Annotated in this window: 20 protein-coding genes and 1 pseudogene; 13 read left to right on the forward strand and 8 right to left on the reverse strand. The window is 65.2% G+C overall.

From position 1 onward, the window contains the following. Positions 1–65 precede the first annotated feature (65 nt). The 3 genes from AB4Z44_RS19465 to AB4Z44_RS19475 all read left to right on the forward strand — a co-directional run bounded on the left by AB4Z44_RS19465 (position 66) and on the right by AB4Z44_RS19475 (position 3,620). Complete coding sequence (locus AB4Z44_RS19465) at positions 66–317, forward strand: acyl carrier protein (RefSeq protein ID WP_404711309.1); 252 nt, start codon at positions 66–68, stop codon at positions 315–317. After that, the gene (gene spt / locus AB4Z44_RS19470) at positions 314–1,576 is read left to right on the forward strand and encodes a serine palmitoyltransferase (RefSeq protein ID WP_404711310.1); all 1,263 of its coding nucleotides are present in this window, start codon (positions 314–316) and stop codon (positions 1,574–1,576) included. The genes AB4Z44_RS19465 and spt overlap by 4 nt, the downstream gene beginning before the upstream one ends. 163 nt (positions 1,577–1,739) lie before the next feature. After that, positions 1,740–3,620 carry an ATP-binding protein gene (locus tag AB4Z44_RS19475; RefSeq protein WP_404711311.1) on the forward strand — a complete coding sequence of 627 codons (1,881 nt, stop codon included), beginning with the start codon at positions 1,740–1,742 and terminating at the stop codon, positions 3,618–3,620. Here the strand turns inward: AB4Z44_RS19475 and aroC are convergent, their stop codons facing one another. The 5 genes from aroC to AB4Z44_RS19500 form a co-directional block, all read right to left on the reverse strand. Further along, the gene (gene aroC, locus AB4Z44_RS19480) at positions 3,621–4,694 is read right to left on the reverse strand and encodes a chorismate synthase (protein ID WP_404711312.1); all 1,074 of its coding nucleotides are present in this window, start codon (positions 4,692–4,694) and stop codon (positions 3,621–3,623) included. Beyond that, positions 4,691–4,924, reverse strand: a complete 234-nt coding sequence (locus tag AB4Z44_RS19485; protein ID WP_404714291.1) for an endonuclease domain-containing protein — start codon at positions 4,922–4,924, stop codon at positions 4,691–4,693. The genes aroC and AB4Z44_RS19485 overlap by 4 nt, the downstream gene beginning before the upstream one ends. Before the next feature lie 132 nt (positions 4,925–5,056). Next, positions 5,057–5,860, reverse strand: coding sequence for an enoyl-ACP reductase FabI (gene fabI, locus AB4Z44_RS19490; RefSeq protein ID WP_404711313.1), 804 nt, complete (start codon positions 5,858–5,860; stop codon positions 5,057–5,059). Continuing rightward, complete coding sequence (locus tag AB4Z44_RS19495; protein ID WP_404711314.1) at positions 5,860–6,804, reverse strand: YihY/virulence factor BrkB family protein; 945 nt, start codon at positions 6,802–6,804, stop codon at positions 5,860–5,862. Before AB4Z44_RS19495 ends, fabI begins: the two co-directional genes overlap by 1 nt. A gap of 36 nt (positions 6,805–6,840) precedes the next feature. Next, on the reverse strand, positions 6,841–7,773 hold the full coding sequence (locus AB4Z44_RS19500) for a DnaJ C-terminal domain-containing protein (RefSeq protein WP_404711315.1): 933 nt from the start codon (positions 7,771–7,773) through the stop codon (positions 6,841–6,843). A gap of 116 nt (positions 7,774–7,889) precedes the next feature. Here AB4Z44_RS19500 and AB4Z44_RS19505 point away from each other — a divergent pair, with 116 nt between their 5' ends. Beyond that, positions 7,890–9,020, forward strand: coding sequence for a putative zinc-binding metallopeptidase (locus AB4Z44_RS19505; protein ID WP_404711316.1), 1,131 nt, complete (start codon positions 7,890–7,892; stop codon positions 9,018–9,020). Between the two features lie 17 nt (positions 9,021–9,037). Here AB4Z44_RS19505 and AB4Z44_RS19510 read toward each other — a convergent pair whose 3' ends face one another. Genes AB4Z44_RS19510 through AB4Z44_RS19520 form a run of 3 tightly spaced genes read right to left on the reverse strand, consistent with a single transcriptional unit; the run spans position 9,038 to position 15,820 of the window. Beyond that, positions 9,038–9,916: a transglutaminase N-terminal domain-containing protein gene (locus tag AB4Z44_RS19510; RefSeq protein WP_404711317.1), complete on the reverse strand. Its 879-nt coding sequence runs from the start codon at positions 9,914–9,916 to the stop codon at positions 9,038–9,040. Beyond that, on the reverse strand, positions 9,916–12,423 hold the full coding sequence (locus AB4Z44_RS19515) for a circularly permuted type 2 ATP-grasp protein (RefSeq protein ID WP_404711318.1): 2,508 nt from the start codon (positions 12,421–12,423) through the stop codon (positions 9,916–9,918). The genes AB4Z44_RS19510 and AB4Z44_RS19515 overlap by 1 nt, the downstream gene beginning before the upstream one ends. 34 nt (positions 12,424–12,457) lie before the next feature. Continuing rightward, a complete protein-coding gene (locus tag AB4Z44_RS19520; protein WP_404711319.1) occupies positions 12,458–15,820 on the reverse strand; it encodes a DUF2126 domain-containing protein in 3,363 nt (1,120 codons plus the stop codon). Positions 15,821–15,980: 160 nt separating this feature from the next. Between AB4Z44_RS19520 and AB4Z44_RS19525 the strand changes: the two genes are divergently transcribed. From AB4Z44_RS19525 to cutA, 9 genes and pseudogenes are all read left to right on the forward strand, one after another. Continuing rightward, complete coding sequence (locus AB4Z44_RS19525; protein WP_404711320.1) at positions 15,981–17,093, forward strand: S-(hydroxymethyl)glutathione dehydrogenase/class III alcohol dehydrogenase; 1,113 nt, start codon at positions 15,981–15,983, stop codon at positions 17,091–17,093. A gap of 16 nt (positions 17,094–17,109) precedes the next feature. Further along, positions 17,110–17,487: a VOC family protein gene (locus AB4Z44_RS19530; RefSeq protein ID WP_404711321.1), complete on the forward strand. Its 378-nt coding sequence runs from the start codon at positions 17,110–17,112 to the stop codon at positions 17,485–17,487. Between the two features lie 16 nt (positions 17,488–17,503). After that, positions 17,504–18,340 carry an S-formylglutathione hydrolase gene (gene fghA, locus AB4Z44_RS19535; protein WP_404714292.1) on the forward strand — a complete coding sequence of 279 codons (837 nt, stop codon included), beginning with the start codon at positions 17,504–17,506 and terminating at the stop codon, positions 18,338–18,340. Beyond that, positions 18,337–18,750 (forward strand): annotated as a pseudogene (locus AB4Z44_RS19540) (NAD(P)H-dependent oxidoreductase subunit E); the annotation flags it as partial. The gene fghA and the pseudogene AB4Z44_RS19540, both read left to right, overlap by 4 nt. A 171-nt stretch (positions 18,751–18,921) precedes the next feature. Next, on the forward strand, positions 18,922–20,475 hold the full coding sequence (locus AB4Z44_RS19545; RefSeq protein ID WP_404714293.1) for an NADH-ubiquinone oxidoreductase-F iron-sulfur binding region domain-containing protein: 1,554 nt from the start codon (positions 18,922–18,924) through the stop codon (positions 20,473–20,475). Between the two features lie 6 nt (positions 20,476–20,481). After that, entirely contained in the window at positions 20,482–23,328 is a 2,847-nt protein-coding gene (gene fdhF / locus AB4Z44_RS19550; protein WP_404711322.1) for a formate dehydrogenase subunit alpha, read from the forward strand. Then, entirely contained in the window at positions 23,325–23,612 is a 288-nt protein-coding gene (locus AB4Z44_RS19555; protein ID WP_404711323.1) for a formate dehydrogenase subunit delta, read from the forward strand. Before fdhF ends, AB4Z44_RS19555 begins: the two co-directional genes overlap by 4 nt. 116 nt (positions 23,613–23,728) lie before the next feature. Beyond that, positions 23,729–24,964 (forward strand): NAD(P)/FAD-dependent oxidoreductase, encoded by a 1,236-nt coding sequence (locus AB4Z44_RS19560; protein ID WP_404711324.1) that lies wholly within the window; start codon positions 23,729–23,731, stop codon positions 24,962–24,964. Then, positions 24,961–25,272 carry a divalent-cation tolerance protein CutA gene (gene cutA / locus AB4Z44_RS19565; RefSeq protein ID WP_404711325.1) on the forward strand — a complete coding sequence of 104 codons (312 nt, stop codon included), beginning with the start codon at positions 24,961–24,963 and terminating at the stop codon, positions 25,270–25,272. The genes AB4Z44_RS19560 and cutA overlap by 4 nt, the downstream gene beginning before the upstream one ends. Positions 25,273–25,420 lie beyond the last annotated feature (148 nt).

Consider the following 25,420-nt stretch of genomic DNA (forward strand, 5'->3'; position numbering starts at 1 on the left):
CCCTCGTCACAAGCCCGCCGCATTCGGCTGGCAACCCGCCCACTCCTTGCCTAAAGACTGGACGCATGAGCGAACGCGACGCAATTTTCGAACGGGTGGCCGATCAGATCCGCCCTTTCAACAAGAAGGGCATCCCCCTCACCGATGGCACCACTTTTGCCGGGGATCTCGAATGGGATAGCCTGACAGTGATGGATTTCGTGGCCGCGGTGGAAGACGAGTTCGATATCCTCATCACCATGAATATGCAGGCGGAGATCGAGACGGTCGGCCAATTGGTCGATTCGGTCCAGAAACTGGTGGCAGACGCACGATGAGCGACGCTTTGGACACGCCCGAGGATGTGAGCCTCGCCGATCTGCCGACACCCAGCGGCAAGCACGATCTGCTGTCGAAATTCCAGCCGCTCATCAAGGAGCGCGAGGCTCTGCTCGCCACCGGCGTGCGCGATCCCTTCGCGATCGTGATGACCGAGGTAAAGTCGCCCACTCTGGCAGTGATCCAGGGCAAGGAGACGATCCTGCTCGGGACCTACAATTATATGGGCATGACGTTCGATCCGGACGTCATCGCCGCCGGCAAGAAAGCGCTCGACGAATTCGGCTCGGGCACCACCGGCAGCCGCGTGCTCAACGGTACCTATCATCCGCACCGCGATGTCGAGGCGGCGCTGCGCGAATTTTACGGCACCAAATCCGCGATCGTCTTCTCGACCGGATACCAGGCCAATCTCGGCGTGATCTCGACCTTGGCCGGCAAGGGCGATTACATCATCCTCGATGCCGACAGCCACGCGTCGATCTATGATGGCTGCTGGCTCGGCAATGCCGAGATCGTCCGCTTTCGCCACAACAGCGTCGAGGATCTCGACAAAAGGCTCGGCCGCCTGCCCAAAGAAGCGGGCAAATTGGTCGTGCTCGAGGGCGTCTATTCGATGTTCGGCGATATCGCCCCGCTGCCCGAAATGGTCGCGGTCGCGAAGAAGCATGGCGCGATGATCCTGTGCGACGAAGCGCATGGCATGGGCTTCTTCGGCCCCAATGGCCGCGGCGTGTATGAGGAACTGGGCTGCGGCGACGATATCGATTTCGTGGTGGGGACCTTCTCCAAGTCGGTCGGCACGGTCGGCGGCTTCTGCGTCTCCAACCATCCCGATTTCGAGGTGCTGCGTCTCGTCTGCCGGCCTTACGTTTTCACCGCTTCGCTTCCGCCGTCGGTGGTGGCAACCGCCGCCACCTCGATTCGCAAGCTGATGCATGCGGGCGACAAGCGCGCGCATCTGTGGAAGAATTCGAAGCGGCTCCACCAAGGCCTGCGCGATCTCGGCTTCAACATCGCGACCGCGACCGCGCAGTCGGCAATCATCGCGGTCGTGCTGCCCGATCAGGAGGTTGCGGTCGGCCTGTGGCAGGCGCTGCTCGAGGGCGGCCTTTACGTGAACCTCGCGCGTCCGCCGGCAACCCCGGCCGGCACCTATCTGCTGCGTTGCTCGCTCTGTGCCGAGCATACGGACGAGCAGGTCGGCCAGATCCTCGCAATATTCGAGGCTGCAGGCAAAGCCGTCGGCTGTATCTGAACCGCGGCGCGCTCCTAGCCGGCGGCCGGTAGGGACTCTTTAACCATGCTTTGGTTAGAGCTATAGTCCAATCCGCTTTCGGGAGGGTGCGCCAATTCCGGCTGCCACGTCGCACACGCGCGCGCGTATTCTTGCCGGCATCGTCGCTGCCGTCGCTGCGGCTTTGCTTGTCGCGCTGATCATCCTCGTCCAATCTTCCATCAGCCAGCGTGATGCGGCGCTCGCGCGCAAGCAGCACAGCTACGATGTCGTCATCCTGACAGAACAGGTCGAGGGATCGCTCGCCCGCGCCGAGGCATCGCTCGGCCGCTTCGTGATCGACGGCGATCGCCGTACCGGCACGCTTTATTATGATGAATGGCGTCACGCCGGCACGCTGATCGACGATCTCGCGGTGCTGACCGCCGACGATCCAGCGCAGATGGCGCGGGTCGACCACCTGCGCGGGCTCTATGCCAAACGCGGCAAGGAGCTCGCTCTGCCCGCCACCCGCGCCAATTACCGGCAGGGCTGGCCGGCTCTGTCGCTGTTCGCACTCGCCGGCAAATCGGACACCCTGCCCAAGATGACGACGGTGCTGCGCGACATCATCAAGGCGGGCGGTGCGCTGATCGATCAGCGTGCCAGCGCTGCCGCCAGCCGCACCGATCAGGCCAACAGCCTGGCGAGTCTGCTTTCGGGCGTGGGCATTCTCCTCGCCCTTTCGGTGTTGGCGCTCGCATGGCTGGTGGCGAATGAAATGGCGGCGCGCCGGGTCGCCGCGGAGACCGCGGATATCGCCGCCGATCGCTCGGCGGCACTCGAAAAAGCGGTGGCGGCGCGCACGATCGAACTGAGCGAGGCCAATCGCCGCCTGGTCGAGGAGGGCAAGACCCGCGAAGCCGCCGAGGCACGGCTGCGTCAGGTCCAGAAGATGGACGCCGTGGGGCAGCTGACGGGCGGGATCGCGCACGATTTCAACAATATGCTCGCGGTCGTCGTCGGCGGCCTGGAAATGGCCAAATTGCGGGTCGAGCAGCAGGCCGCCGAAGCGGCACGCCATATCGACAGCGCGATGGAGGGCGCCACCCGCGCTGCGGCGCTTACCCGCCGCTTGTTATCCTTCGCGCGGGCCGAACCGTTATTGCCGGCTGCCGCTAACCCGGGCGCGCTGCTGCGTGGCATGTCCGAGCTGATCGATCGTACGATCGGCGAGCGGATTCAGGTTCGTATCCTCGCCGATGCCGATGGCTGGCCCGTCTGGGTCGATGGCTATCAGCTTGAAAACGCGGTCCTGAACCTTGCGGTCAATGCGCGCGACGCGATGAACGGGGCGGGCACGATCGTCATGCGCATCGCCAATGTGCGCCTGCGCGATGGGGAGGTCGGTGCGCTCGCTGCCGGCGATTATGTCCATCTTTCGGTCACCGACGACGGCACCGGCATGAGCCCCGAGACGCTCGAGCGCGTGTTCGAACCTTTCTTCACCACCAAGCCGGTCGGGCAGGGGACCGGCCTCGGGCTCAGCCAGATCCTCGGTTTCGCACGTCAGTCGGGTGGCGATATCGCGATTGCATCGACCTTGGGCGAGGGTACGACGGTCTCGATCTATCTGCCGCGTCATCGCGGCGACACCGAAGAGCAGGCGTCCGCACCCGCGCAGGTGCCTATCCCCACACGGATCGACGGGACGATCATGGTGGTGGAGGACGATGCCCGCGTGCGCGCGGCAACCGGCAACGCGCTCGACGAGCTCGGCTATCGCACGGTGTTGTGCGCATCGGGGGCGGAGGCGCTTGAGCGGCTCGGCGACGAGCCGATCGCGCTGTTGCTGACCGATGTGGTGATGCCGGGCATGACCGGGCCCGAACTGGTCGAACGGGTGCGCCTGCGCTTTCCCAATCTGCGTGTCCTGTTCGTCACCGGCTATGTCGGCGAAGCGGGCGAGGCCGAGATGTTCCGCGACTCGGTGGTGCTGCGGAAACCCTTCACCCTGCGCGCCCTGACCGATGCACTCGCCGCGGCCGCGGCGCAGGTCGAACTTCCGGCCGATCGTGCGGCCTGATCAGCGGCCGGTCTGTGCCCGGTGCAGCAATTTCTGATCGGCAAGCACCAGCGCCATCATCGCCTCCACCACCGGTGCGGCGCGAATGCCGACGCAGGGATCGTGGCGCCCTTTGGTGCGAATGTCGGCCGCCTGGCCATTGCGATCGATCGTATCGACCGGTGTCAGGATCGATGAGGTCGGTTTGAGCGCGACACGCACGACCACCGGCTGACCGGTCGCGATGCCGCCGGCAATGCCGCCGGCATGGTTGGCGAGGAACACCGGCCTGCCGTCGTTGCCCGGCCGCATCGGATCGGCATTCTGCTCGCCGGTGAGACGCGCTGCGGCGAAGCCGTCGCCGATCTCGACGCCCTTGACGGCGTTGATCGACATGCACGCCGCGGCCAGTTCACTGTCGAGCTTGGCGTAAAGCGGCGCGCCCCAGCCGGCCGGCACGCCTTCGGCCACGCATTCCACGATCGCACCGACCGACGATCCCGCCTTGCGCGCGCCATCGACGATCGCCTCCCAGCGCGCAGCGGCGGCGGCGTCGGGGCAGAAGAAAGGGTTGCGATCGATCTCGCCATCGTCGAACGCCGCCGGGTCGATCGGATCGCCGCCAAGCTCGACCAGATAAGCCCTGATCCGCACCTCCGGGATCACCAGCCGCGCGACACCGCCCGCGGCAACCCGGGCCGCCGTCTCGCGTGCCGACGATCGCCCCCCGCCACGATAGTCGCGGAGGCCATATTTGGCGTCATAGGCATAATCGGCATGGCCCGGCCGGTAGGCCAAAGCGACCTCCGAATAATCTTTCGATCGCTGGTCGACATTCTCGATCATCAGGCTGATCGGCGTGCCGGTGGTGCGCCCCTCGAACACGCCCGAGAGAATGCGGACCTGATCGGGCTCCTGCCGTTGCGTCGTGAAGCGCGACGTGCCCGGCCGGCGCTTATCGAGCCACGGCTGGAGATCGGTTTCGGACAGGTCGAGCCCCGGCGGGCAGCCGTCGACGATCGCACCCAGGGCGGGGCCATGGCTCTCGCCCCAGGTCGTGAAGCGGAACATGCGGCCGAAGGTGTTGAAGCTCATCTCGGCTCTCCTGAAGCGAGAGAGATGGGCCCGTCGTAGCGAGGGGAGGGTGAGGGCAAGCGCTCGAAACAAGCGAGCCGTATCGTCTCGTAAACCGCGTCCAAATTCCCGCTCACATCATTGTTCCAGAATAGCAGCGTCCGATAACCGAGTTGCATCAATGCGGCGTCACGGTGTGCATCATAGTCGACTGCCTCGCTATGCTGCGAACCGTCGATTTCGGCAATCAGGCCCGCATCCTAACAGAGGAAGTCGGCGATGTGGGAATCAACCCAGGCTTGTGGGCGCAAGCGGATTGCCTCACGTGCCCTCCCCCTCGCTACGACGGGCGACTCCCTCTCCCTTCAGCGGAGGGGGAAATCCTACGCCAGCGCGATATCCGGAGCGTCCTCCGCCTTCATGCCGATCACGTTGTAGCCCGCATCCACATGGTGGATCTCGCCCGTGACGCCGCTTGCCAGATCGCTCAACAGATACAGCCCGGCGCCGCCCACATCCTCGATCGTCACCGTGCGGCGCATCGGCGAATTGAGTTCGTTCCACTTCAAGATGTAGTTGAAATCGCCGATCCCGCGCGCGGCCAGCGTCTGGATCGGGCCGGCCGAGATCGCGTTGATCCGGATATTCTCCGGGCCCAGATCGACCGACAGATATTTGACGCTGGTCTCCAGCGCGGCCTTGGCGACGCCCATCACATTGTAATGCGGGATGACCTTCTCGGCGCCATAATAGGTCAGGGTGACGATCGATCCGCCGTTCGGCATCATCGCGCGCGCGCGCTGCGCCACCGCGACCAAGCTGTAGGCCGAGATATTCATCGTCAGCAGGAAATTATCGAGGGTGGTATCGTAATATTTGCCGCGCAGCTGGCTCTTGTCCGAAAAGCCGATGGCATGGACGACGAAATCGATCGTCGGCCACTTTTCGGCGAGCGTTGCGAAGGTCGTGTCGAGCGCAGCCATGTCGCTGACGTCGCAATCGATCAGGAAGTCCGATCCGACCTGTGCCGCGAGCGGACGCACGCGCTTGGCGAGCGCCTCGCCCTGATAGCTGAACGCCAGTTCGGCGCCCTGGGCTGCCAACGCCTTCGAAATTCCCCAAGCCAGGCTCTTGTCGTTCGCAAGCCCCATGATCAGCCCGCGCTTGCCTTCCATCAGCCCGGCCATCATTCCTCCCTTACCGCTGCTTCGCTTTGCCCCATTACGCTGCTCGGCGGTGTTTCCGCCAGTGCCGCGTTGAGGTGGGCCCCGATCACCAGCCCCAGCCCTACCAGCCAGAAAAAGAACAAGGCAAGGATTACGCCAGCGAGGCTGCCATAAGTGCGGTCATAGCCACCCAGCAATGCCATCACAGCGGGCAACAATGCGGTAATGGCGACCCACGAGACGGCGGTGAATAGCGCGCCCGGCCATTTCGGGCTTTTGCCCACCCGATATTTGCTCGGGGTCAGCGAATAGAAGAGCAGATAGAGCGCGACCACCAACGGGACGATCGGCGCGAGCCGGCTCCAGCCCACCCAGCTGACGAGCCGGTCGGCCCATGGCACTTCGCGATAGACGAATTCCGCCACGCCGGTGAACATCAGCTGCGCGCTGAATGCGGCAAGCGTCAGCATGACGGCACCGATGATCAAGGCCGCCGAGGTCAGTCGGTATTGCCAGAACGGCTTGGTGAAGCGTTGACCGTAAGCGCGCCGCAATATGTCGCGGATCGTCTCGATGAAGCTGCCGGTGGTCCACAGGCCGACCAGTCCCCCGAGCCACAGCAGGGAACCGGTTCGCTGCGCCAACACGTCGGCGATCGGACGGCGCAGCAAGTCGCGCAGTGTGGGCGGCAGCTCGCTTAGAAAGCTTTCGATCGCCATCGTCGTATCGTGGCTCCGGCCGAGCATATGGGCCAGCGCCGCGGTGACGATGAAGAACGGGAACAGCGAGATGAGTGCAAGATAGGCCAGATTGCCAGCGTGGATGAAGCCATCCGAATATACGCCGATCACCACCCGCTTGATGACCTCCCAGGCGCGCTCAGGCGGTCGCAGTTGATCGAGCGGATGTGCCTGCTCAGGATGTTTGGCCCGTTCCTCGGGTGATACGGGCGAGATTTCCTGCAAAGTCGGTCCCTTACCGCCCCTTACGGCAGCGCCGGGCTATACGCCCAGAGCAGCCCGGGGGTTGCGTTCACTCTCGCCTGTCCAGCTTTCGACGAAGGCCTTGAGCGCCGCATCGTCGGCCGGCACGTCGATCATCAACGTTACCAGTTGGTCGCCGCGCGTCCCGTCGCGGCGGTGGAGGCCGCGGCCCTTGATCCGCAGCACCTTGCCCGATGTCGATCCAGGCGGCACCGTGAGCATGCCCGCGCCCTCGACGGTCGGCACCTTGATCCGGGCACCCTTGACCGCCTCGTCGAGCCGGATCGGCAGGTTGAGGCGGATGTCGTCCCCGTCCCGCGTATAGAAACGGTGCGGGGCGATCTCCACCGTCACGGTCGCGTCGCCCTTGCCGCCCGGGCCGTCCTCGCCCTGTCCCGCCAGCCGCATCGGCGTGCCCGCGACCGCCTCGGCGGTGAGCTTGAGATCGAGCGTCTTGCCGTTGGACAGGGTGATGCGCTGCGGTTTGAGCGCTGCGGCCTCGTCTAAATCGACCTGCAGGCGGTAGGCCATGTCGGCGCCGCGCTGCGGCTGCGCGCGTTGGCCGAACCCGCTGAACCCGCCTTGGGCGCGCCGCCCGCCACCGAAAATGCCATCGAAGATATCGCTGAAGTCGGCAGTCGCCGCATCGCCGAAGTCGGCTGCCCCACCGCCGCGGCGGAAACCGCCTGCCTGCGGGCCGCCGCCGCCATAGCCGAACGGAGCCTTGGGATTGCCCTGCTCGTCGATCTCGCCGCGGTCATATTGAGCGCGCTTGTTCTTGTCCGACAGCAGATCGTAGGCCGTCGTCACCTCGGCGAACTTGGCGGTCGCCTTGGGATTGTCCTTGTTGCGGTCGGGGTGAAGCTCCTTGGCGAGCTTACGATACGCCTTCTTGATCGCAGCCTCGTCAGCGCTGCGCGAAACACCCAAAGTCGTGTACAGATCTGCCATCGATCCTCCTCCTACACGAAATGCGTAGCGCACGCCCGTTCGACAAGAGGAAAGTGGCACTTGTCGTGGTCTGCCGCGTTATCGCGGGCAAACGGGATCACATTTCAGGACACATCATGAAGCCTTATCCGTGCCCTAATTGCGGGCGCCCGACCCATTTCGAGGTCCGCGTATGCCCGAATTGCGCCTTCACGCTCGGCTATGATCCGGCGAGCGACCAGTTGCTGTTCCTGGGCGACGGCGCGACCACATGGCGCGACGCGAACGGCGCCGAGCATCCGGTGGTCGTGTGCGCCAACAATAACGACTACAAGATCTGCAACTGGCTGGTACCGGCGGTCGGCAATCAACCCTTGTGTCTCGCCTGCCGTCACAACCGCACCATTCCCGATCTGACCGCGCCGGCGGTGCCGGAGCGCTGGGCGAAGATCGAGGCGGCCAAGCGTCGGCTTTTTCATACGTTGCTTCACCTCAATCTGCCGATCGAGACCGTTGCCGAAGCGTCGGCCAACAGGACATCGCCGGGGCTTGCCTTCGATTTCCTCTACGATCCGATCGGCGAAGAGACGGGTACCGTCCAGATCACCACGGGCCACGATGCCGGGCTCATCACGCTCAACCTGCTGGAGGCGGACGATGTCCAGCGCGAGAAGATGCGGACGGGGCTGGGCGAACCCTATCGCACCCTCCTCGGCCATTTCCGCCATGAGGTCGGCCATTATTATTTCTCGCGGCTGATCGAGGACACGCCCGAGGTCGAGAATTTCCGCAAGGTCTTCGGCGACGAGCGGATCAGCTACGAGGAGGCCAAGTCCAAGCATTATGGCGAGGGCGGATCGGGCTGGTCGTCCGATTACGTCTCGGCCTACGCGACCATGCACCCGTGGGAGGATTTCGCCGAGACCTTCGCGCATCTGATGCATATCATCGATGCGCTGGCGACGCTCGACGGGTTCGGCATGCGCATGACCAAATGGAGCTGGCGCGAGGAAGATCCTTCGGTCGATTTCGATCCCTATCATGCCGATACCGGTTTGCTGGTCGCGGAATGGGGCCCATTTTCCTTTGCGCAGAATGCGATCAATCGATCGATGGGGCAGGCGGATCTCTATCCGTTCAACCTTTCGAAGACGGTCGTTGCGAAGCTCGATTACATCAACCGCTTGCTGCAGCGGGCGGGGCAGGGCGATATCGCGCAGAAGGTGCCGGCCATGCGGGACGAGCGTTTGCGGCTGGAGGCGGCGTAAAGCCTCGCGTGCCAATTCTATCCTAAAGGCTCGACGTCCACCGCGACATCGATCTTCTGGCCGTCTCGGCCCAGGAAGATGCCGTCGATCGGCGCGACGTCGGCATAATCGCGGCCGATAGCGGTGACGATATGATCCGCCCCCATCGTCACGCCGTTGGTGGGATCGAAGCCAAGCCAGCCGCGCGCGGGGCCGCACCATAAAAGCACCCACGCGTGGGTCGCGTCGGCACCGACGAGGCGCGCTTTGCCCGGTGGGGGAATCGTGCGCAGATAGCCCGAGACATAGGCCGCTGCGAGCCCGGCCGAGCGCGCGCCTGAGATCATGATCTGCGCGAAATCCTGGCACACGCCACGCTTCTTGGCGAAGGCCTCGGCCGGGCTGGTGTCGAGCTGGGTGGCACTGCCGTCGTAATGAAAATTCGTTCGGATCGCCTGCGCGAGTGCGAGCCCGGCTTCGACCACGCCGCGATCCGGGCGCAATTCCTGCGCGCACCAAACCGCGATCTCGGGGTAGGCATCGATCAGGGGCGAGGGGAAGAGATAGTTGGCGGGTGCCATTTCGGACAGGTCGCGCAACTCGCGCGCGCCGACGGCGGCTTGCGTCACGGTCGGATCGTCCGCGAGCGGTGCGGGCGCGATGCGGTCGACCGTGACGTGGGCGCGGCTTTCGATCACCAGTTCGGTCGCCGGTCTGTCGACCACGATCCGGGTCGTCTTCACGGGGTAGCCGCTTGGTCGCACCGCGGTCTGGCTGGCGGCGGGCTCGACCACCACGGCGTGGTCTTCGGTCGTCTGTCCGTCCCAGTCGATCGGCCGCAGCCGCAGGTTGCAGCGCGCGAACCGGACCGGGAACGCATATTTGAAACGGGTGCGATGGCGGATGGCGTAGCGCATCAGGCTAGGGTCATCCCGGGCGCGCGTACGGTTTCGGAGCCCTGCAGGAAGAAGCGGGCCGCGATCGTGTCGCTCAGCGCCATCATCCGGTTCTCGATGCCGAGCAACGTGGCGGGCGACAGCGATTCGGCCTTCACCGTCGAGACCATGAAGGCCAGTTCGTTCGCGAGCACGACCTGGTCCTCCTCCAGCCCGTCATCGCGAAGCGAGGGGAGCGCGGCGAGATGCTCGCGGATTCGCGCCACCTGGAAAGCCAGGCTGCGCGGGTTGAACGGATCGAGCGCCACCAGATCGCGTACCGGCACGAGCGCCAGCCCGGTCATGTAGCGCGCGCGATAGCTGATCTGGCTGTCGAGCAGATCCAGCAGCGTGGTCAGATCGTCCGCAGTCGCCGCCTCGCTAGCGAAAGTGCGCGTGAGGCGGCAGGCCATCATCCCGCGCTCGACGCGCCGGCCAAGATCGTGGAAGCGCCAGCCGGCGGTGCGGCCCATATTCTCGGCCGCCAGCCCCGCGAGCGCCGCGAAGCGTTCCTGCAGCGCCCCGGTTCGCGCCAGCAGCGCGCCGGTGTCGCCGCCGGCCGCGGGCGGTAAGGGCATATCGATCAACCGCCACACATCGGCGGAGAGACGATCGCGGATGCCCTCTGCGATCCCGTGCGCCGATCCGAACAAGGTGCGAATGCTCGACAAGCCGCTGCCGTCGAGCGCGTCTTCCGCGAGTTCCGCCAGGTCGTGGATCGCGCCATCGTCCTCGTCCGCATGCTCGTCGTCGTCATCATCGATGACGGAAGAGGCGCCGGTCGAAATAAGCAGCGTTGCCAACCGGTCGAGCGTCACCGGTACGAGGCTCGCGCCCGAATCGGCGTCGATCGTGCCGCCAAGCGTCGCGCGCACCAGCCGCAAGGTCGCCTCGCCGCGCTCGAGATAGCGGCCGAGCCAGAACAGATTGTCCGCCGCCCGACTGGGCAGGGTGCCCGGATTGCGCCGGATCGCAACCGAGGTCGGCAGCAGCGACACCTGCTCGACCTGCTGGAGCGCGACGATGCCCACGTCGGCCGAGAAGGCGCCTTCGTCCATGACCGGCGCGCGCTCGTCGGAGGTTTCGCCGAGTCGGGCAAAGCCGCCCGGCATCACCGTCCATGCGCCATTCGCGTCGCGCACCGCGAAGGCGCGCAGGGTGAAGGGGCGGGGCACGAGCCGGCCGTTCACCACGGTCGGCATGGTCGAGAGATGGACGATTTCGCGCCCGACATAATCCTGTGGCCGCAACGCCATCGCCGCATCGAGTGCGGCGCGCTGGTTGCTGTCGAGGGTCGAGCCGAGCACATGCTGGCCCGGCACCGCTGCCACCCGCTCGCCGAAGGCCGGTGCAACGATCAGGTCGTCCAGCCGCCGCCGCATCTCGCGGCACGGCCCCTCCTGCCCGCACCACCAGGTGGCGATATTGGGCAGCAGCAAATTCTCGCCGGTCAGGGTTCGCGCAAGTGCGGGCAGGAACGCGCCGAAGGCCGCGGATTCGACCACGCCCACGCCGGGCGCGTTGGTGACCACCGCCTCGCCGCTCGCGATCGCATCCATCAACCCCGGCACGCCGATCCGCGACTGCGAATCGAAGGCGAGCGGATCGATGAAGCGCGAATCCATCCGCCGCCACAGCGCGTCGACCCGCTTGAGTCCTTCGATGGTCCGCACGTAGAGGCGTCCGTTGCGGACGGCGAGATCGTCGCCTTCGACCAGCAGCATGCCCAGATAGCGGGCGAGATGGGCCTGCTCGGGATAGGATTGGTTGAAGCGGCCGGGCGTGAGCAGCCCGATGCGCGGATCGGAGCGCTTGCACGCCGCGGCAATGCCTTCGCGGAAAGAGGCGAAAAAGGGTGCGAGGCGATGCAGGTTGAGCCGCGTCTGGAGCGTGCCCATCACCCGGCTCGACGCCAGCCGGTTTTCGAGCGCGTAGCCGGCCCCGGTCGGCGTGCGGACATGATCGGCCAGCACGCGCCATTCGCCATCGGGTCCGCGCGCCAGATCGACGGCGTAGATGTGCAGGCGATGGCCGCCGGTCGGCTCCATGCCGATCATCGATCGCCAGAAATGACGCGATCCGCTGATCAAAGGGGCGGGCAATTTGCCCGAAGCAACCAGTTTCGCCTCGCCGTAAATATCGGCCAGCAACCGTTCGAGCACCTCGGCGCGCTGCATGACGCCCGCGGAGATCGTCCGCCACTCATCCTCACCGATCAGCAAAGGCAGCGCGGAGAGCGGCCAGGGTCGTTCGTTCGAATCGCCGGGCAGGCGGAAAGCGGTGCCGATCTCGTCGACCTGCCGGCCGATCCGATCCTGCAGCCGCTGCAACTTGCCCTCGGTCAGCGTGGCGACGCCGTCGAACAGATGGTTCCACCACTTGCCGCCGCGCCCCATGTCGCCGCGCACGACATCGCCCGCGCCGGCCTGCGCGATATAGGATTCGAGCCAGCCCTGCCCCCATGAGGGCAGGCCCGGCAATTGGGCCATGTTGGTCCCCCCCGCCATGGTTAGGTGCCGTTCCTCACAGCCCCAGCGGCCGTCTGAGATCGAGCGTCATCGGAAAATCCCCTGCCCGCTCTTCGGGCGGCATCTCGACTCGTCCGGGCGTGTGGCCGAAGTCGATGAAACGCGCCTTGCGACGGGCTTCCGCCTCGTAATCGTTGACCGGCATCGTATCATAATTGCGGCCGCCGGGATGGCCGACATGGTAGACGCATCCGCCGAGCGAACGGCTGTTCCACGTATCGAGCAGATCGAAGGTCAAAGGCGCGTTCGATTTGAGGCGCGGGTGGAGGCAATTGGCCGGCTCCCACGCCTTGTAGCGCACGCCGCCGACACCTTCGCCCTGCGTGGCCGTAGCGGTCATCGGCACGCGGCGGCCGTTGCAGGTCACGATATGCCGTCCGGGGACGAGCCCCTTGGCGCGTACCTGCAGTCGCTCGGTCGAGCTGTCGACATAGCGTACCGTGCCGCCGATCGCGCCGGTCTCGCCGAGCACCGGCCAGGGCTCGAGCGCGTGGGCGATCTCCAGGGTCACGCCGCCGGCGGTGACGGTGCCGTGGACCGGGAAGCGAAACTGACGCTGTGCTTCGAACCAGGCGGGATCGAAATCATAGCCGGCGCGACGAAGATCGCCGAGCACGTCGAGGAAATCCTCCCACACGAAATGCCCCAGCATGAAGCGATCGTGGAGCGTCGTGCCCCAGCGAACGAGGCTCCCCGATTGCGGTTCGCGCCAGAACCAGGCGGTAAGTGCCCGCAGCAGCAATTGCTGGGCGAGGCTCATCTTCGGCTCGGGCGGCATTTCGAACCCGCGAAACTCGACCAGACCCAGCCGTCCGGTCGGGCCGTCGGGCGAGAAGAGCTTGTCGATGCAGATCTCGGTGCGGTGGGTGTTGCCGGTCACGTCGACCAGCAGGTTGCGGAACAGCCGATCGACCAGCCACGGTTGCGGTGTTTCCGCGCCGCCACCCGCGAACGGATTGGGTACCTGCGCCAGTGCGACCTCGAGTTCGTACAGCCCATCGTGCCGCGCCTCGTCGATGCGCGGCGCCTGGCTGGTCGGCCCGATGAACAGGCCCGAGAAGAGGTAGGAGAGCGATGGATGTTGCTGCCAGTAGAGCACGAAGCTCTTCAGCATATCGGGCCGGCGAATGAAGGGCGAATCACTCACCGATCGCCCGCCCAGCACGATATGGTTGCCGCCGCCGGTGCCGACCGATCGCCCGTCGACCAGGAACTTGTCGGCGGTCAGTTTGATCTCGCGCGCCATCTCGTAGAGGCTCGTGGTCAGATCGACCGTCTCCTCCCATTTGGCGGTGGGCTGGATGTTGACCTCGATGACGCCCGGATCGGGCGTCACCTTGAGCACGTTGAGCCGTGGATCGGGCGGCGGCGCGTAGCCCTCTATACGGACCGGGATGCGGGTCGCCTCGGCAGTTCGTTCGACGGCGGCGATCAGCTCGAGATAATCTTCGAGCCTCTCAGTTGGCGGCAGGAAAACCGCGACATAGGCGCCGCGCGGCTCGACCGTGATCGCGGTGCGGACCGCGCCCTCGATGATGACCTGTTCCTGCCGCTCCTGCGCGCTCTGGCTGCCTTCGGTCGCGACGACCGCTTCGCTGCGCTGCGGATGCTGGTCGATCCCGGCCGGGATGGGACCCTGCGCATAGAAATCGGGCAGTGGCGCGCGCGGCTCGGTGGTATCGCGCGGATGGATGTAGGGATATTGCGCCGGTGGCACATAAGGCAGCGATCCGAGCGGCAGGCGATAGCCGACCGCACTGTCGCCCGGCACGAGGAAGAGCCGGCCGCGTCGCACCCGCCATTGCTCGCTCTTCCAGCGGCGTGGCTCCGGCATCGAGGCTGCCTGCCATGCCTGGATCGGCAGGACGTAGCCTACGGGCCGCGACAGGCCATGCGCGAACGCCTTGACCATCCGCGCGCGTGCTTCGGGATCGTCGATCTCGGGCGAGGTCGGATCGGTATTGTCGGGGAGTTCGGCCTCCTTGATCGACCATTCGACCGGATCCTCGAACGCCGGCTGGACATAGTCCTGCGGCACATCGAGCGCGTCGGCGATCGCCTTCAGGAAGCGATCGGCCTCGTCCACGTCGATCTGGCGGACGGCCTGCCCGTCATCGATCGCGATCAGGCTGGCATCGCGCCACACCGGCATGCCATCGGTGCGCCAATAGACCGAATAGCCCCAGCGCGGCAGGCTCTCCCCCGGATACCATTTGCCTTGGCCGTGATGGATCATTCCGCCCGGCGCGAACTTGTCGCGCATCATGCGGATCAGCTTGTCGGCATAGCCCGCCTTGGTCGGGCCGACCGCGGCGGCATTCCATTCGGGCGCCTCGCCCGCGCCTTCGGCGACGAAGGTCGGTTCGCCGCCGGTCGTCAGGCGCACATCCTGCGCCTCCAGATCGGCGTCGACCTGGCGACCGAGCGCGTCCAGCGCCTGCCAGCGCGGCTCGGTGAAAGGCTTGGTGATCCGCACCGCCTCCGCGATGCGCTGCACGTCCATCGCGAAGCCGAAATCGGTATGGACCGGCTCGAGCACGACGCCTTCGATCGGGGTGGCCGAACGGTAATGGGGGGTCGCGCAGAGCGGAATATGCCCCTCGCCCGCGAACAGGCCCGAGGTCGCGTCCATGCCGACCCAGCCGGCTCCGGGGACATAGGCCTCGGCCCAGGCGTGGAGATCGACCACATCCTGCGCGACGCCCTTCGGGCCCTCGACCGGAACGATGTCGGGGGTGAGCTGGATCGAATAGCCCGAAACGAAGCGCGCCGCGAAGCCCAGCTTGCGCAGCAGCTGCACCATCAGCCACGCCGAATCGCGGCACGATCCGGTGCCGATCTCCAGCGTCTCCTCGGGCGACTGCACCCCCGCTTCCATGCGGATGACGTAGCCCACGGCCTGGTTCACCGCGCGGTTGATCTCGACCAGAAAGTCGATCGTCCCCATCTCAACATTGCGGAAGCGATCGTAGAGCGTGTCGAACAGGGCACCTTGCGGCTCGACCTCGAAATAGGCCGACAGATCGGTCTTCAGGTCGGGCGCGTAATGGAACGGCCGCTGCGTGGCATATTCCTCGACGAAGAAGTCGAACGGGTTGATCACCACGAGATCGGCGATCAGATCGACCGTCACGCGGAATTCGCTGGTCGGTTCTGGCACGACGATCCGCGCGAGCCAGTTGCCGTGCGGGTCCTGCTGCCAGTTGATGAAGTGTTTTTCGGGCAGGATCGTGAGCGAATAATTGGGGACCGCGGTGCGGCTGTGCGGCGCGGGCCGCAGGCGGATCGTCTGCGGCCCGAGCATGACCGGATGGTCGTACCGGTAGGACGTCAGATGGTGGAGGGCAGCCTGAATCACGTTCGCGCTTGCAGCACAGCCATGCAGCATGAGCAAGCAATGCCTGTGTGCGACGTCTTACCCTCCCGCAAATTTAGGATGCAACACATCGCATCGGCTTGTCGATTTGGGGGAAGCGCGCCTAAGAGCGCGCAAAGCCTTTCGGGAGGAGGAGCCACCCATGAAGACCCGCGCCGCCGTCGCGTTCGAAGCCAAAAAGCCGCTCGAGATCGTCGAACTCGACCTTGAAGGCCCGAAGGCGGGCGAAGTCCTCGTCGAGATCATGGCGACCGGCATCTGCCACACCGATGCCTACACGCTCGATGGGCTCGATTCGGAGGGCCTGTTTCCCTCGGTGCTGGGCCATGAGGGTGCGGGTATCGTCCGCGAAGTTGGTGCGGGCGTCACCAGCGTGAAGCCGGGCGATCACGTCATCCCGCTCTACACCCCCGAATGCCGCCAGTGTAAGTCGTGCCTCAGCGGCAAGACCAACCTCTGCACCGCGATCCGCGCCACCCAGGGCAAGGGCCTGATGCCGGACGGCACCAGCCGCTTCAGCTACAAGGGCGAGACGATCTTCCATTATATGGGCTGCTCGACCTTCTCCAACTTCACCGTCCTGCCCGAGATCGCCGTCGCCAAGATTCGCGAAGACGCGCCGTTCAACTCGGCCTGCTATGTCGGTTGCGGTGTCACCACCGGCGTCGGCGCGGTGGTCAACACCGCCAAGGTCCAGGTCGGCGACAATATCGTCGTGTTTGGCCTCGGCGGCATCGGCCTCAACGTGCTGCAGGGCGCGAAGATGGCGGGCGCCAACAAGATCATCGGTGTCGACATCAACCCCGATCGCGAGGAATGGGGCCGCCGCTTCGGCATGACCGATTTCATCGACGGCCGCGGCAAGGATCGCGCGGCGACGATCGCCGAGATCCTCGCGCTCACCGATGGCGGTGCCGACTATACGTTCGACTGCACCGGCAACACCGAAGTGATGCGTACCGCGCTCGAAGCCTGCCATCGCGGCTGGGGCACATCGATCATCATCGGCGTGGCCGAAGCAGGCAAGGAGATCAGCACGCGGCCGTTCCAGCTCGTCACCGGGCGCAACTGGCGCGGCACTGCGTTCGGCGGCGCCAAGGGCCGCACCGATGTGCCGAAGATCGTCGACTGGTACATGAGCGGCAAGATCGAGATCGATCCGATGATCACCCACGTTCTGTCGCTGGAAGAGATCAACAAGGGTTTCGATCTGATGCATGCGGGCGAGTCCATCCGCAGCGTCGTGGTTTACTAAGGGAGAGGGCAAGCTCATGTTCACGCACGCATTTTTGGGTTCGAACGACGTCGAGAAATCGCGCAAATTCTACGACGCGACGATGGCCGCGCTCGGCCACAGCAACTTCTTCCCGCCCGAAAGCGGCAAGCTCGGTTACAATAGCGGGCATGGCACCTTCATCGTCGGTGCGCCGCTGAACGGCGAGGCCGCGACCTTCGCCAATGGCGGTACCTTGGGCTTCGCAGCTTCCAGCGATGAGCAGGTCGATGCGTGGCATGCCGCCGGCGTCGCCAACGGCGGGACGTGCGACGGCGGCCCGGGGCCGCGCGCCGCAGCGCCCGGCAATCCGCGTGGCGCCTATCTGCGCGACCCGGACGGCAACAAGATCTGCTGCTTCAACATGTCGCATTGATCGGGTGACGATGAGCCTGGAAACCGTATCGACCAACAAGGCCTTCGGGGGCGTCCAGGGCGTGTACAAGCACGCTTCGGCCGTCACCGGCACCGATATGACCTTCTCGGTTTTCGTGCCCGCGCATGAAGCGGGCGCGAAATTGCCGGTCGTCTGGTATCTTTCCGGGCTCACCTGCACCCATGCCAATGTCACCGAAAAGGGCGAGTTCCGGCGTGCCTGCGCCGAACTCGGCCTGATCTTCGTCGCGCCCGACACCAGCCCGCGCGGCGACGGTGTTCCCGACGATGCCGCCGCGGCCTATGATTTCGGCCTCGGCGCCGGCTTTTATGTCGATGCTACGGTCGAGCCGTTCGCGAAGAATTATCGCATGTGGAGCTACGTGACCGAAGAGCTGCCCACGCTGGTCGCGGCCGAGTTTCCGATCGATACCGATCGCCAGTCGATCATGGGCCATTCGATGGGCGGCCATGGCGCGCTCACGATCGGTCTGACCTTCCCCGATCGCTACAAGGCGGTCTCGGCCTTCGCGCCGATCGTCGCGCCGTCGCAGGTGCCGTGGGGGCAGAAGGCGCTGCCCGGCTATCTGGGCGGCGATCAGTCGGCGTGGCGCAAGCATGATGCGGTCGCGCTGATCGAGGATGGCGCGCGCGTGCCCGCTCTGCTCGTCGATCAGGGCGCGGCAAACTCGTTCCTCGAGGGCCAGCTCAAGCCCGAACTGCTGAAGGCGGCGTGCGAGAAGGCCGGCATCGATCTGACCCTGCGGCTCCAGCCGGGTTATGATCACTCTTATTATTTCATATCGACATTCATGGCCGATCAACTCCACTGGCATAAAGAGCGCCTGGCATGAGCGCTTCGGTCGATAACACCCCGCTGACCCAACAGCAGATTGCCGACGTCGAACGTCTCGTTGCCCGTCACAGAAGCGAGCGCGGGGCGCTCCTGCCTCTGCTCCACGCCATACGTGACGAGCTCGGCTATGTGCCCGACGCCGCCGTCCCGTTCGTGGCCGAGGGGCTCAACCTCAGCCGCGCCGACGTCCACGGTGTGCTGACCTTCTATCACGATTTCCGCCGCGCCCCGGCCGGGCGCCACATGGTCAAATTGTGCCGCGCCGAGGCGTGCCAGGCGCGCGGTGGCGCCGCCAATGAGATTGCCGTCGCCGATCGTCTCGGCGTGCCGATGGGCGAGACCCGCGCGGATCGCGAGGTCACGCTGGAGGCGATCTATTGCCTCGGCCTGTGCGCCAATGGTCCCAGCGCCTTGGTCGATGGTGTGCCTCTGGCGGATGCAACTCCCGACGCAATCCTGGAAGCCCTCTCCCCTTCAGGGGAGAGGGTTGGGAGAGGGGGAGTCCCCAGCCACGAGCGCTCCGCCGGTTTTTCGGACAGTCCCCTCTCCCCGACCCTCTCCCCTGAAGGGGAGAGGGAGATTAAACGCGTTTACATCTCCGATGACATGGCATCGATCGCGCTCGGTGCGGACAAGGTCGCGGCGGCATTCGAAGCGGCGGGCTGCGAGGTGGTCCGCACCGGATCGCGCGGGCTGTTCCCGATCGAACCGTTGGTCGAGATCGACAGCGAGGCCGGCCGTGTCGGCTTCGGCCCGGTTACGCCCGACGATGTTGTGGCGGTGCTGGACGGTACCCACGCCAACGCCCTCGGCGATGTCGGCGCGCTGCCTTTTTTCACCAAGCAGCAGCGCTTCACCTTCGCGCGGGTCGGTATCACCGATCCGCTGAGCCTCACGGACTATGCCGCGCATGGCGGCTGGAAGGGCCTCGAGGCGGCGCGCGCGATGGCATCCAATGATGTCGTGGCGCAGGTCAAGGCTTCCGGGCTGCGCGGGCGTGGCGGTGCGGGCTTCCCGACGGGCATCAAGTGGCAGACCGTGCTCGATGCCAAGGGGCCCGAGAAGTTCATCGTCTGCAATGCCGACGAGGGCGACAGCGGCACCTTTGCCGATCGCATGCTGATGGAGGGCGATCCCTATTGCCTGATCGAGGGCATGGCGATCGCGGGCCACGCCGTCGGCGCCGCATCCGGTTACATCTATATCCGCTCCGAATATCCCCATGCCATCGCCAAGATGGAGGCGGCGATCCGCCGCTCGGCGCATATTGTAGCCCCCTTCGCGCTCGAGGTCCGCACCGGCGCCGGCGCCTATGTCTGCGGCGAGGAGACGGCTCTGCTCGACTCGATCGAGGGCAAGCGTGGGCAGGTACGCGCGAAGCCGCCGTTGCCGGCGCATGTCGGCCTGTTCGGCAAGCCGACGGTCATCAACAACGTCCTCTCGCTCGCCGCCGTGCCGTTCATCATGGCCGAGGGCGCACAGAAATATGCCGATGTCGGCTTCGGTCGATCGCGCGGGACGATGCCGGTCCAGCTTGCCGGCAATATCAAGAATGGCGGCCTGTTCGAGATCGGCTTCGGCATTACGCTCGGCGAGCTGGTCGACGAGATCGGCGGCGGTACCGAGAGCGGGCGCCCGGTCAAGGCGGTGCAGGTCGGCGGGCCGCTCGGCGCCTATTTCCCGCCCTCGATGTTCCACATGCCGTTCGATTACGAGACGTTCGCCCAGAATGGCGGGCTGATCGGCCATGCCGGCATCACGGTCTTCGACGATACCGCCGACATGGCGCATATGGCGCGCTTCGCGATGGAATTCTGCTCCGTCGAAAGCTGCGGCAAATGTACGCCTTGCCGTATCGGCTCGACGCGCGGGGTCGAGACGATGGATCGCATCATCGCCGGCGGCAAGCGCGGCACCGACAGCGTCGAGGCACTGCCCCAGATCCGCAACGCCAAGGGCGGCAGGCGATCGGTCGCGCAAGAGGTCGAAATCCTCCGCGATCTGTGCGATACGATGAAATACGGTTCGCTCTGCGCGCTCGGCGGGTTCACCCCCTATCCGGTGCTCAGCGCGCTGGACTTTTTCCCGGAAGACTTCGGCCTGACACCCAGGCCGGCCGAAGCGGCGGAGTAGCTTACAATGGCATGGCTCGGTGAAGTGGATCTCGGCACCAAGGCACCGCCGGCGCAGGCGATGTCGATGGTGACGCTCACCATCGATGGCGAGAGCGTGACGGTGCCCGAGGGCACGTCGGTAATGCGGGCCGCGGCCCTGATGGGCACGACCATCCCGAAATTATGCGCGACCGACAATCTCGAGGCGTTCGGCTCATGCCGCCTCTGCCTCGTCGAGATCGAAGGGCGCGCAGGCTATCCTGCCTCGTGCACCACGCAGGTGATGAACGGCATGACGGTCCAGACCCAGACGCCGAAGCTCAAGAAGCTCCGCCGGGGCGTGATGGAGCTCTACATCTCCGATCACCCGCTCGATTGCCTGACCTGCCCCGCCAATGGCGATTGCGAACTGCAGGACATGGCGGGCGCGGTCGGCCTGCGCGAAGTGCGCTACGGCTATGAGGGCGACAATCACCTTGCCCAGGAAAAAGACGTTTCCAACCCCTATTTCGATTTCGACCCGACCAAGTGCATCGTGTGCTCGCGCTGCGTGCGCGCCTGCGACGAGGTGCAGGGAACGTTCGCGCTGACGATCGACGGGCGCGGCTTCGCGTCGAAGATTTCGCCGTCGCAGAACGAGAATTTCCTCTCGTCCGAATGCGTGTCGTGCGGCGCCTGCGTCCAGGCCTGCCCGACCTCAACGTTGCAGGAGAAGAAGGTCGCCGAGATCGGTACCCCCGATCGCGCGGTCATCACCACCTGCGCTTATTGCGGCGTCGGCTGCACCTTCCGCGCCGAGATGCGCGGCGAGGAACTGGTGCGGATGGTGCCGTGGAAGGACGGCAAGGCCAATCGCGGGCATAGCTGCGTCAAGGGCCGCTTCGCCTGGGGCTATGCGCATCATAAGGAGCGTATCCTCAACCCGATGATCCGCGAGTCGATCGATCAGCCGTGGCGCGAAGTCAGCTGGGACGAGGCGATCGCCTACACCGCCAGCGAGTTCAAGCGGCTGCAGGACAAATATGGCACCCGCTCGGTCGGTGGCATCACCTCCTCGCGCTGCACCAACGAGGAGACGTTCCTCGTCCAGAAGATGATCCGCCAGGGTTTCGGCAACAACAATGTCGATACCTGCGCGCGCGTCTGCCACTCACCGACCGGCTATGGCCTCAAGACGACCTTCGGGACGTCGGCCGGCACGCAGGATTTCGACAGCGTTCAGTTTTCCGACGTGATCTTTGTGATCGGCGCCAACCCGACCGACGGCCATCCGGTGTTCGCCAGCCGCATGAAGCAGCGGTTGCGCGAGGGCGCCAAGCTGATCGTCGCCGATCCGCGCCGCACCGATCTGGTCAAGTCGCCGCACATCGAGGCGCAGCACCATCTCCCGCTCCGCCCCGGCACCAACGTCGCCTTGCTGACCGCAATCGCCCACGTGATCGTGACCGAAGGGCTCGCCAACGAAACCTATATCCGCGAGCGCTGCGACTGGGACGAATATCAGGATTGGGCGGCGTTCGTGTCCGATCCCAAGAAGTCGCCCGAAGCCGTCGAGCAGCTGCTCGGCGTGTCGCCGGAGGACGTTCGGGCGGCGGCGCGGCTCTATGCCACCGGGGGCAATGGCGCGATCTATTATGGCCTCGGCGTAACCGAGCATAGCCAGGGCTCTTCGACCGTGATGGCGATCGCCAACCTCGCGATGGTCACCGGCAATGTCGGCCGCCCCGGGGTCGGCGTGAACCCGCTGCGCGGGCAGAACAACGTCCAGGGCGCGTGCGACATGGGCTCGTTCCCCCACGAATTTTCGGGCTATCGCCACGTTTCGGACAACGCCACCCGCGAAATGTTCGAAAAGGCTTGGGGTGTGCCGCTGGATAGCGAGCCGGGTCTGCGCATTCCCAACATGCTCGACGCCGCCGTCGACGGCGTCTTCAAGGGGCTGTTCGTGCAGGGCGAGGATATCCTCCAGTCCGATCCCGACACCAAGCATGTCGCCGCCGGCCTCGCGGCGATGGAATGCGTCGTCGTGCAGGATCTGTTCCTCAACGAAACCGCCAATTACGCCCACATCTTCCTGCCGGGCTCGACCTTCCTCGAGAAGGACGGAACCTTCACCAATGCCGAGCGCCGCATCCAGCGCGTCCGCCGCGTGATGGAGCCGATGAACGGTTATGCCGATTGGGAGATCGTCCAGCTGGTCGCCAATGCGATGGGGCTGGGCTGGCATTACGCCCATCCCTCCGAGATCATGGACGAGATTGCGGCGCTGACCCCGACCTTCAAGCGCGTGAGCTACGATACGCTCGACGCGCGTGGTTCGCTGCAATGGCCCGCGACCGATACCGCGCCGGAGGGCACGCCGACCATGCACATGGAGGCGTTCGTGCGCGGCAAGGGCAAGTTCGTCGTCACCGATTATGTGCCGACCGACGAAAAGACCGGCCCGCGCTTTCCGCTGTTGCTGACGACCGGGCGTATCCTCAGCCACTATAATGTCGGCGCACAGACGCGGCGGACCGAAAATGTCGCCTGGCATCCGGAAGACCTGCTGGAAATCCATCCGCACGATGCCGAAAACCGTGGGTTGAAGACGGGCGACTGGGTCCGTCTGGCATCGCGCGCGGGCGAGACGACGCTGCGGACCAAGGTTACCGATCGGGTGGCGCCGGGCGTGGTGTATACCACCTTCCACCATCCCGACACGCAGGCCAATGTGGTCACGACCGAATATTCGGATTGGGCCACCAACTGCCCCGAATATAAGGTCACCGCCGTCCAGGTCACGCCGTCCAATGGACCGACCAAGTGGCAGGAGGCCTATGAGGAACTGGCCCGTCGTTCGCGGCGGATCGAGGCGGTCGCTGCGGAATGAATTCGATCGAACGGCTCGTTTACATGGCCAACCAGATTGCGAAAAATCTCGCGACGATGGGCGTGGAAAAGGCAGCGGTGGAGACCGCCGACCATATTCACGCTTTCTGGGACCCGCGGATGAAATCGATGATCTTCGCGCGGTTCGATGCGGGCGGCGAGGGGCTCGATCCGATCGCGCGCGAGGCGATCCACATTCTTCGCCACGACGGGCCTCCCGGTTCCGACAATCGTGCGACCGACTTCAACACGGTGGATGAAGTCGGCCATTCGGATGCCGGCTGATAAATCCTGCCAGCACACCTTTCCGTGCGTGATCAGCCAAGTCGATGCAGGATAGGTGATGTCATAAGGCCGGGCCGATCCGTCGGGATCGTCGGGGAGGGAACGAGGGGAGGCTGATGTCTGATCGCTACGATGTCCTGATTGTCGGCGCTGGCCATGGCGGTGCGCAGGCGGCGATCGCGCTGCGCCAGAACAAGTTTACCGGATCGATCGCGATCGTCGGCGATGAACCCGAACTCCCCTACGAACGACCGCCGCTCAGCAAGGATTATCTCGCTGGCGACAAGACGTTCGAACGCATCCTGATCCGTCCGCCGGCCTTCTGGGGTGAACGCGACGTGGCGATGCTGACGAGTCGCCGCGTCGTTGCGGTCGAACCTCAGGCTCATCGGGTAACCACCGATGACGGTACGACGATCGGCTACACATACCTGATCTGGGCGACCGGCGGCGCGCCCCGCCGGCTTACCTGCGCCGGCCACGATCTCGTCGGCGTCCATACCGTCCGCACCCGGGCGGATGCCGATCGGATGAGGGCTGAAATGGCGGGCGTCACCCATGCGGTGGTGATCGGTGGCGGCTATATCGGGCTGGAAGCGGCGGCCGTTCTCGCCAAGTTCGGCAAGAAGGTCACGGTGCTCGAAGCGCTCGATCGCGTCCTCGCCCGTGTCGCCGGCGAACCGTTGTCGCGCTTCTACGAGGCCGAGCATCGCGCGCACGGCGTCGATGTCCGCCTCAATGCGCGGGTCGATTGCATCGTGGAGCAGGACGGCCGCGCGGTCGGCGTGCGTCTGGCCGATGGCGAAGTCCTGCCCGCTCAGATGGTGATCGTCGGCATCGGCATCATCCCCGCAGTCCAGCCGCTGATCGCGGCAGGGGCCGAGGGCGGCAACGGTGTCGCGGTCGATGCGCAATGTCGCACCAGCCTGCCCGACATCTTCGCGATCGGCGATTGCGCGCTACACGCCAATCGCTTCGCCGCAGGGGCGCAGATTCGGCTCGAATCGGTCCAGAACGCCAACGATCAGGCGACCACCGTCGCCAGGGCGATCACGGGCAATCCGGTCGATTACGACGCCGTCCCCTGGTTCTGGTCGAACCAATATGACCTCCGTCTCCAGACGGTAGGCCTCTCGATCGGCTTCGATGAGGCGATCGTGCGCGGCGACCCTGCAACGCGCAGCTTCTCGGTCGTCTACCTGAAGGATGGCCGGGTGCTCGCCCTGGACTGCGTCAACGCGACCAAGGATTATGTTCAGGGTCGCGCGCTCGTCCTGGAAGGTGCGCGGCCCGATCCCGCCCGGCTGGCGGATCCCGCAATCCCCCTCAAACAGGTCCTCGAACCGGCATGACCGGGGTGGTGCTGATCCTCTGCACCACCGGGACGATCGGGGAGGCCGAAGCAATTGCCCGCGCACTGGTCGACGAGCGATTGGCCGCGTGCGTCCAGATCTCGGAAATCGGGAGCTGGTATCGCTGGCGGGGCGAGGTGGAGCATGCGCCCGAACAGCGGCTCCACATCAAGACCAGCGCTGATTGCGCCGATCGGGTAGAGGCCAGGATCAAGGCGCTGCACAGTTATGATCTGCCGGAGATCGTGACGATAAATATCGGCGGATCGGCCGAATATCTTGCGTGGATCGCCACGAACGTGAGTTGAAAAGAGAGCGTCCATTATAGGCCGCCCCGCGATCGCGCCAAATTTGCTCCGGCAACGGCGTGGTCACGCTGAGCTCGGCGCGTGACGACGAACCCGTGGCATGACAATCAATGCTATTCGGCCGATCGCACAACGCGCGATCCGGAGG

This window comes from Sphingomonas sp. MMS24-J13 (assembly GCF_044905095.1).
Lineage (GTDB): Bacteria > Pseudomonadota > Alphaproteobacteria > Sphingomonadales > Sphingomonadaceae > Sphingomonas_I.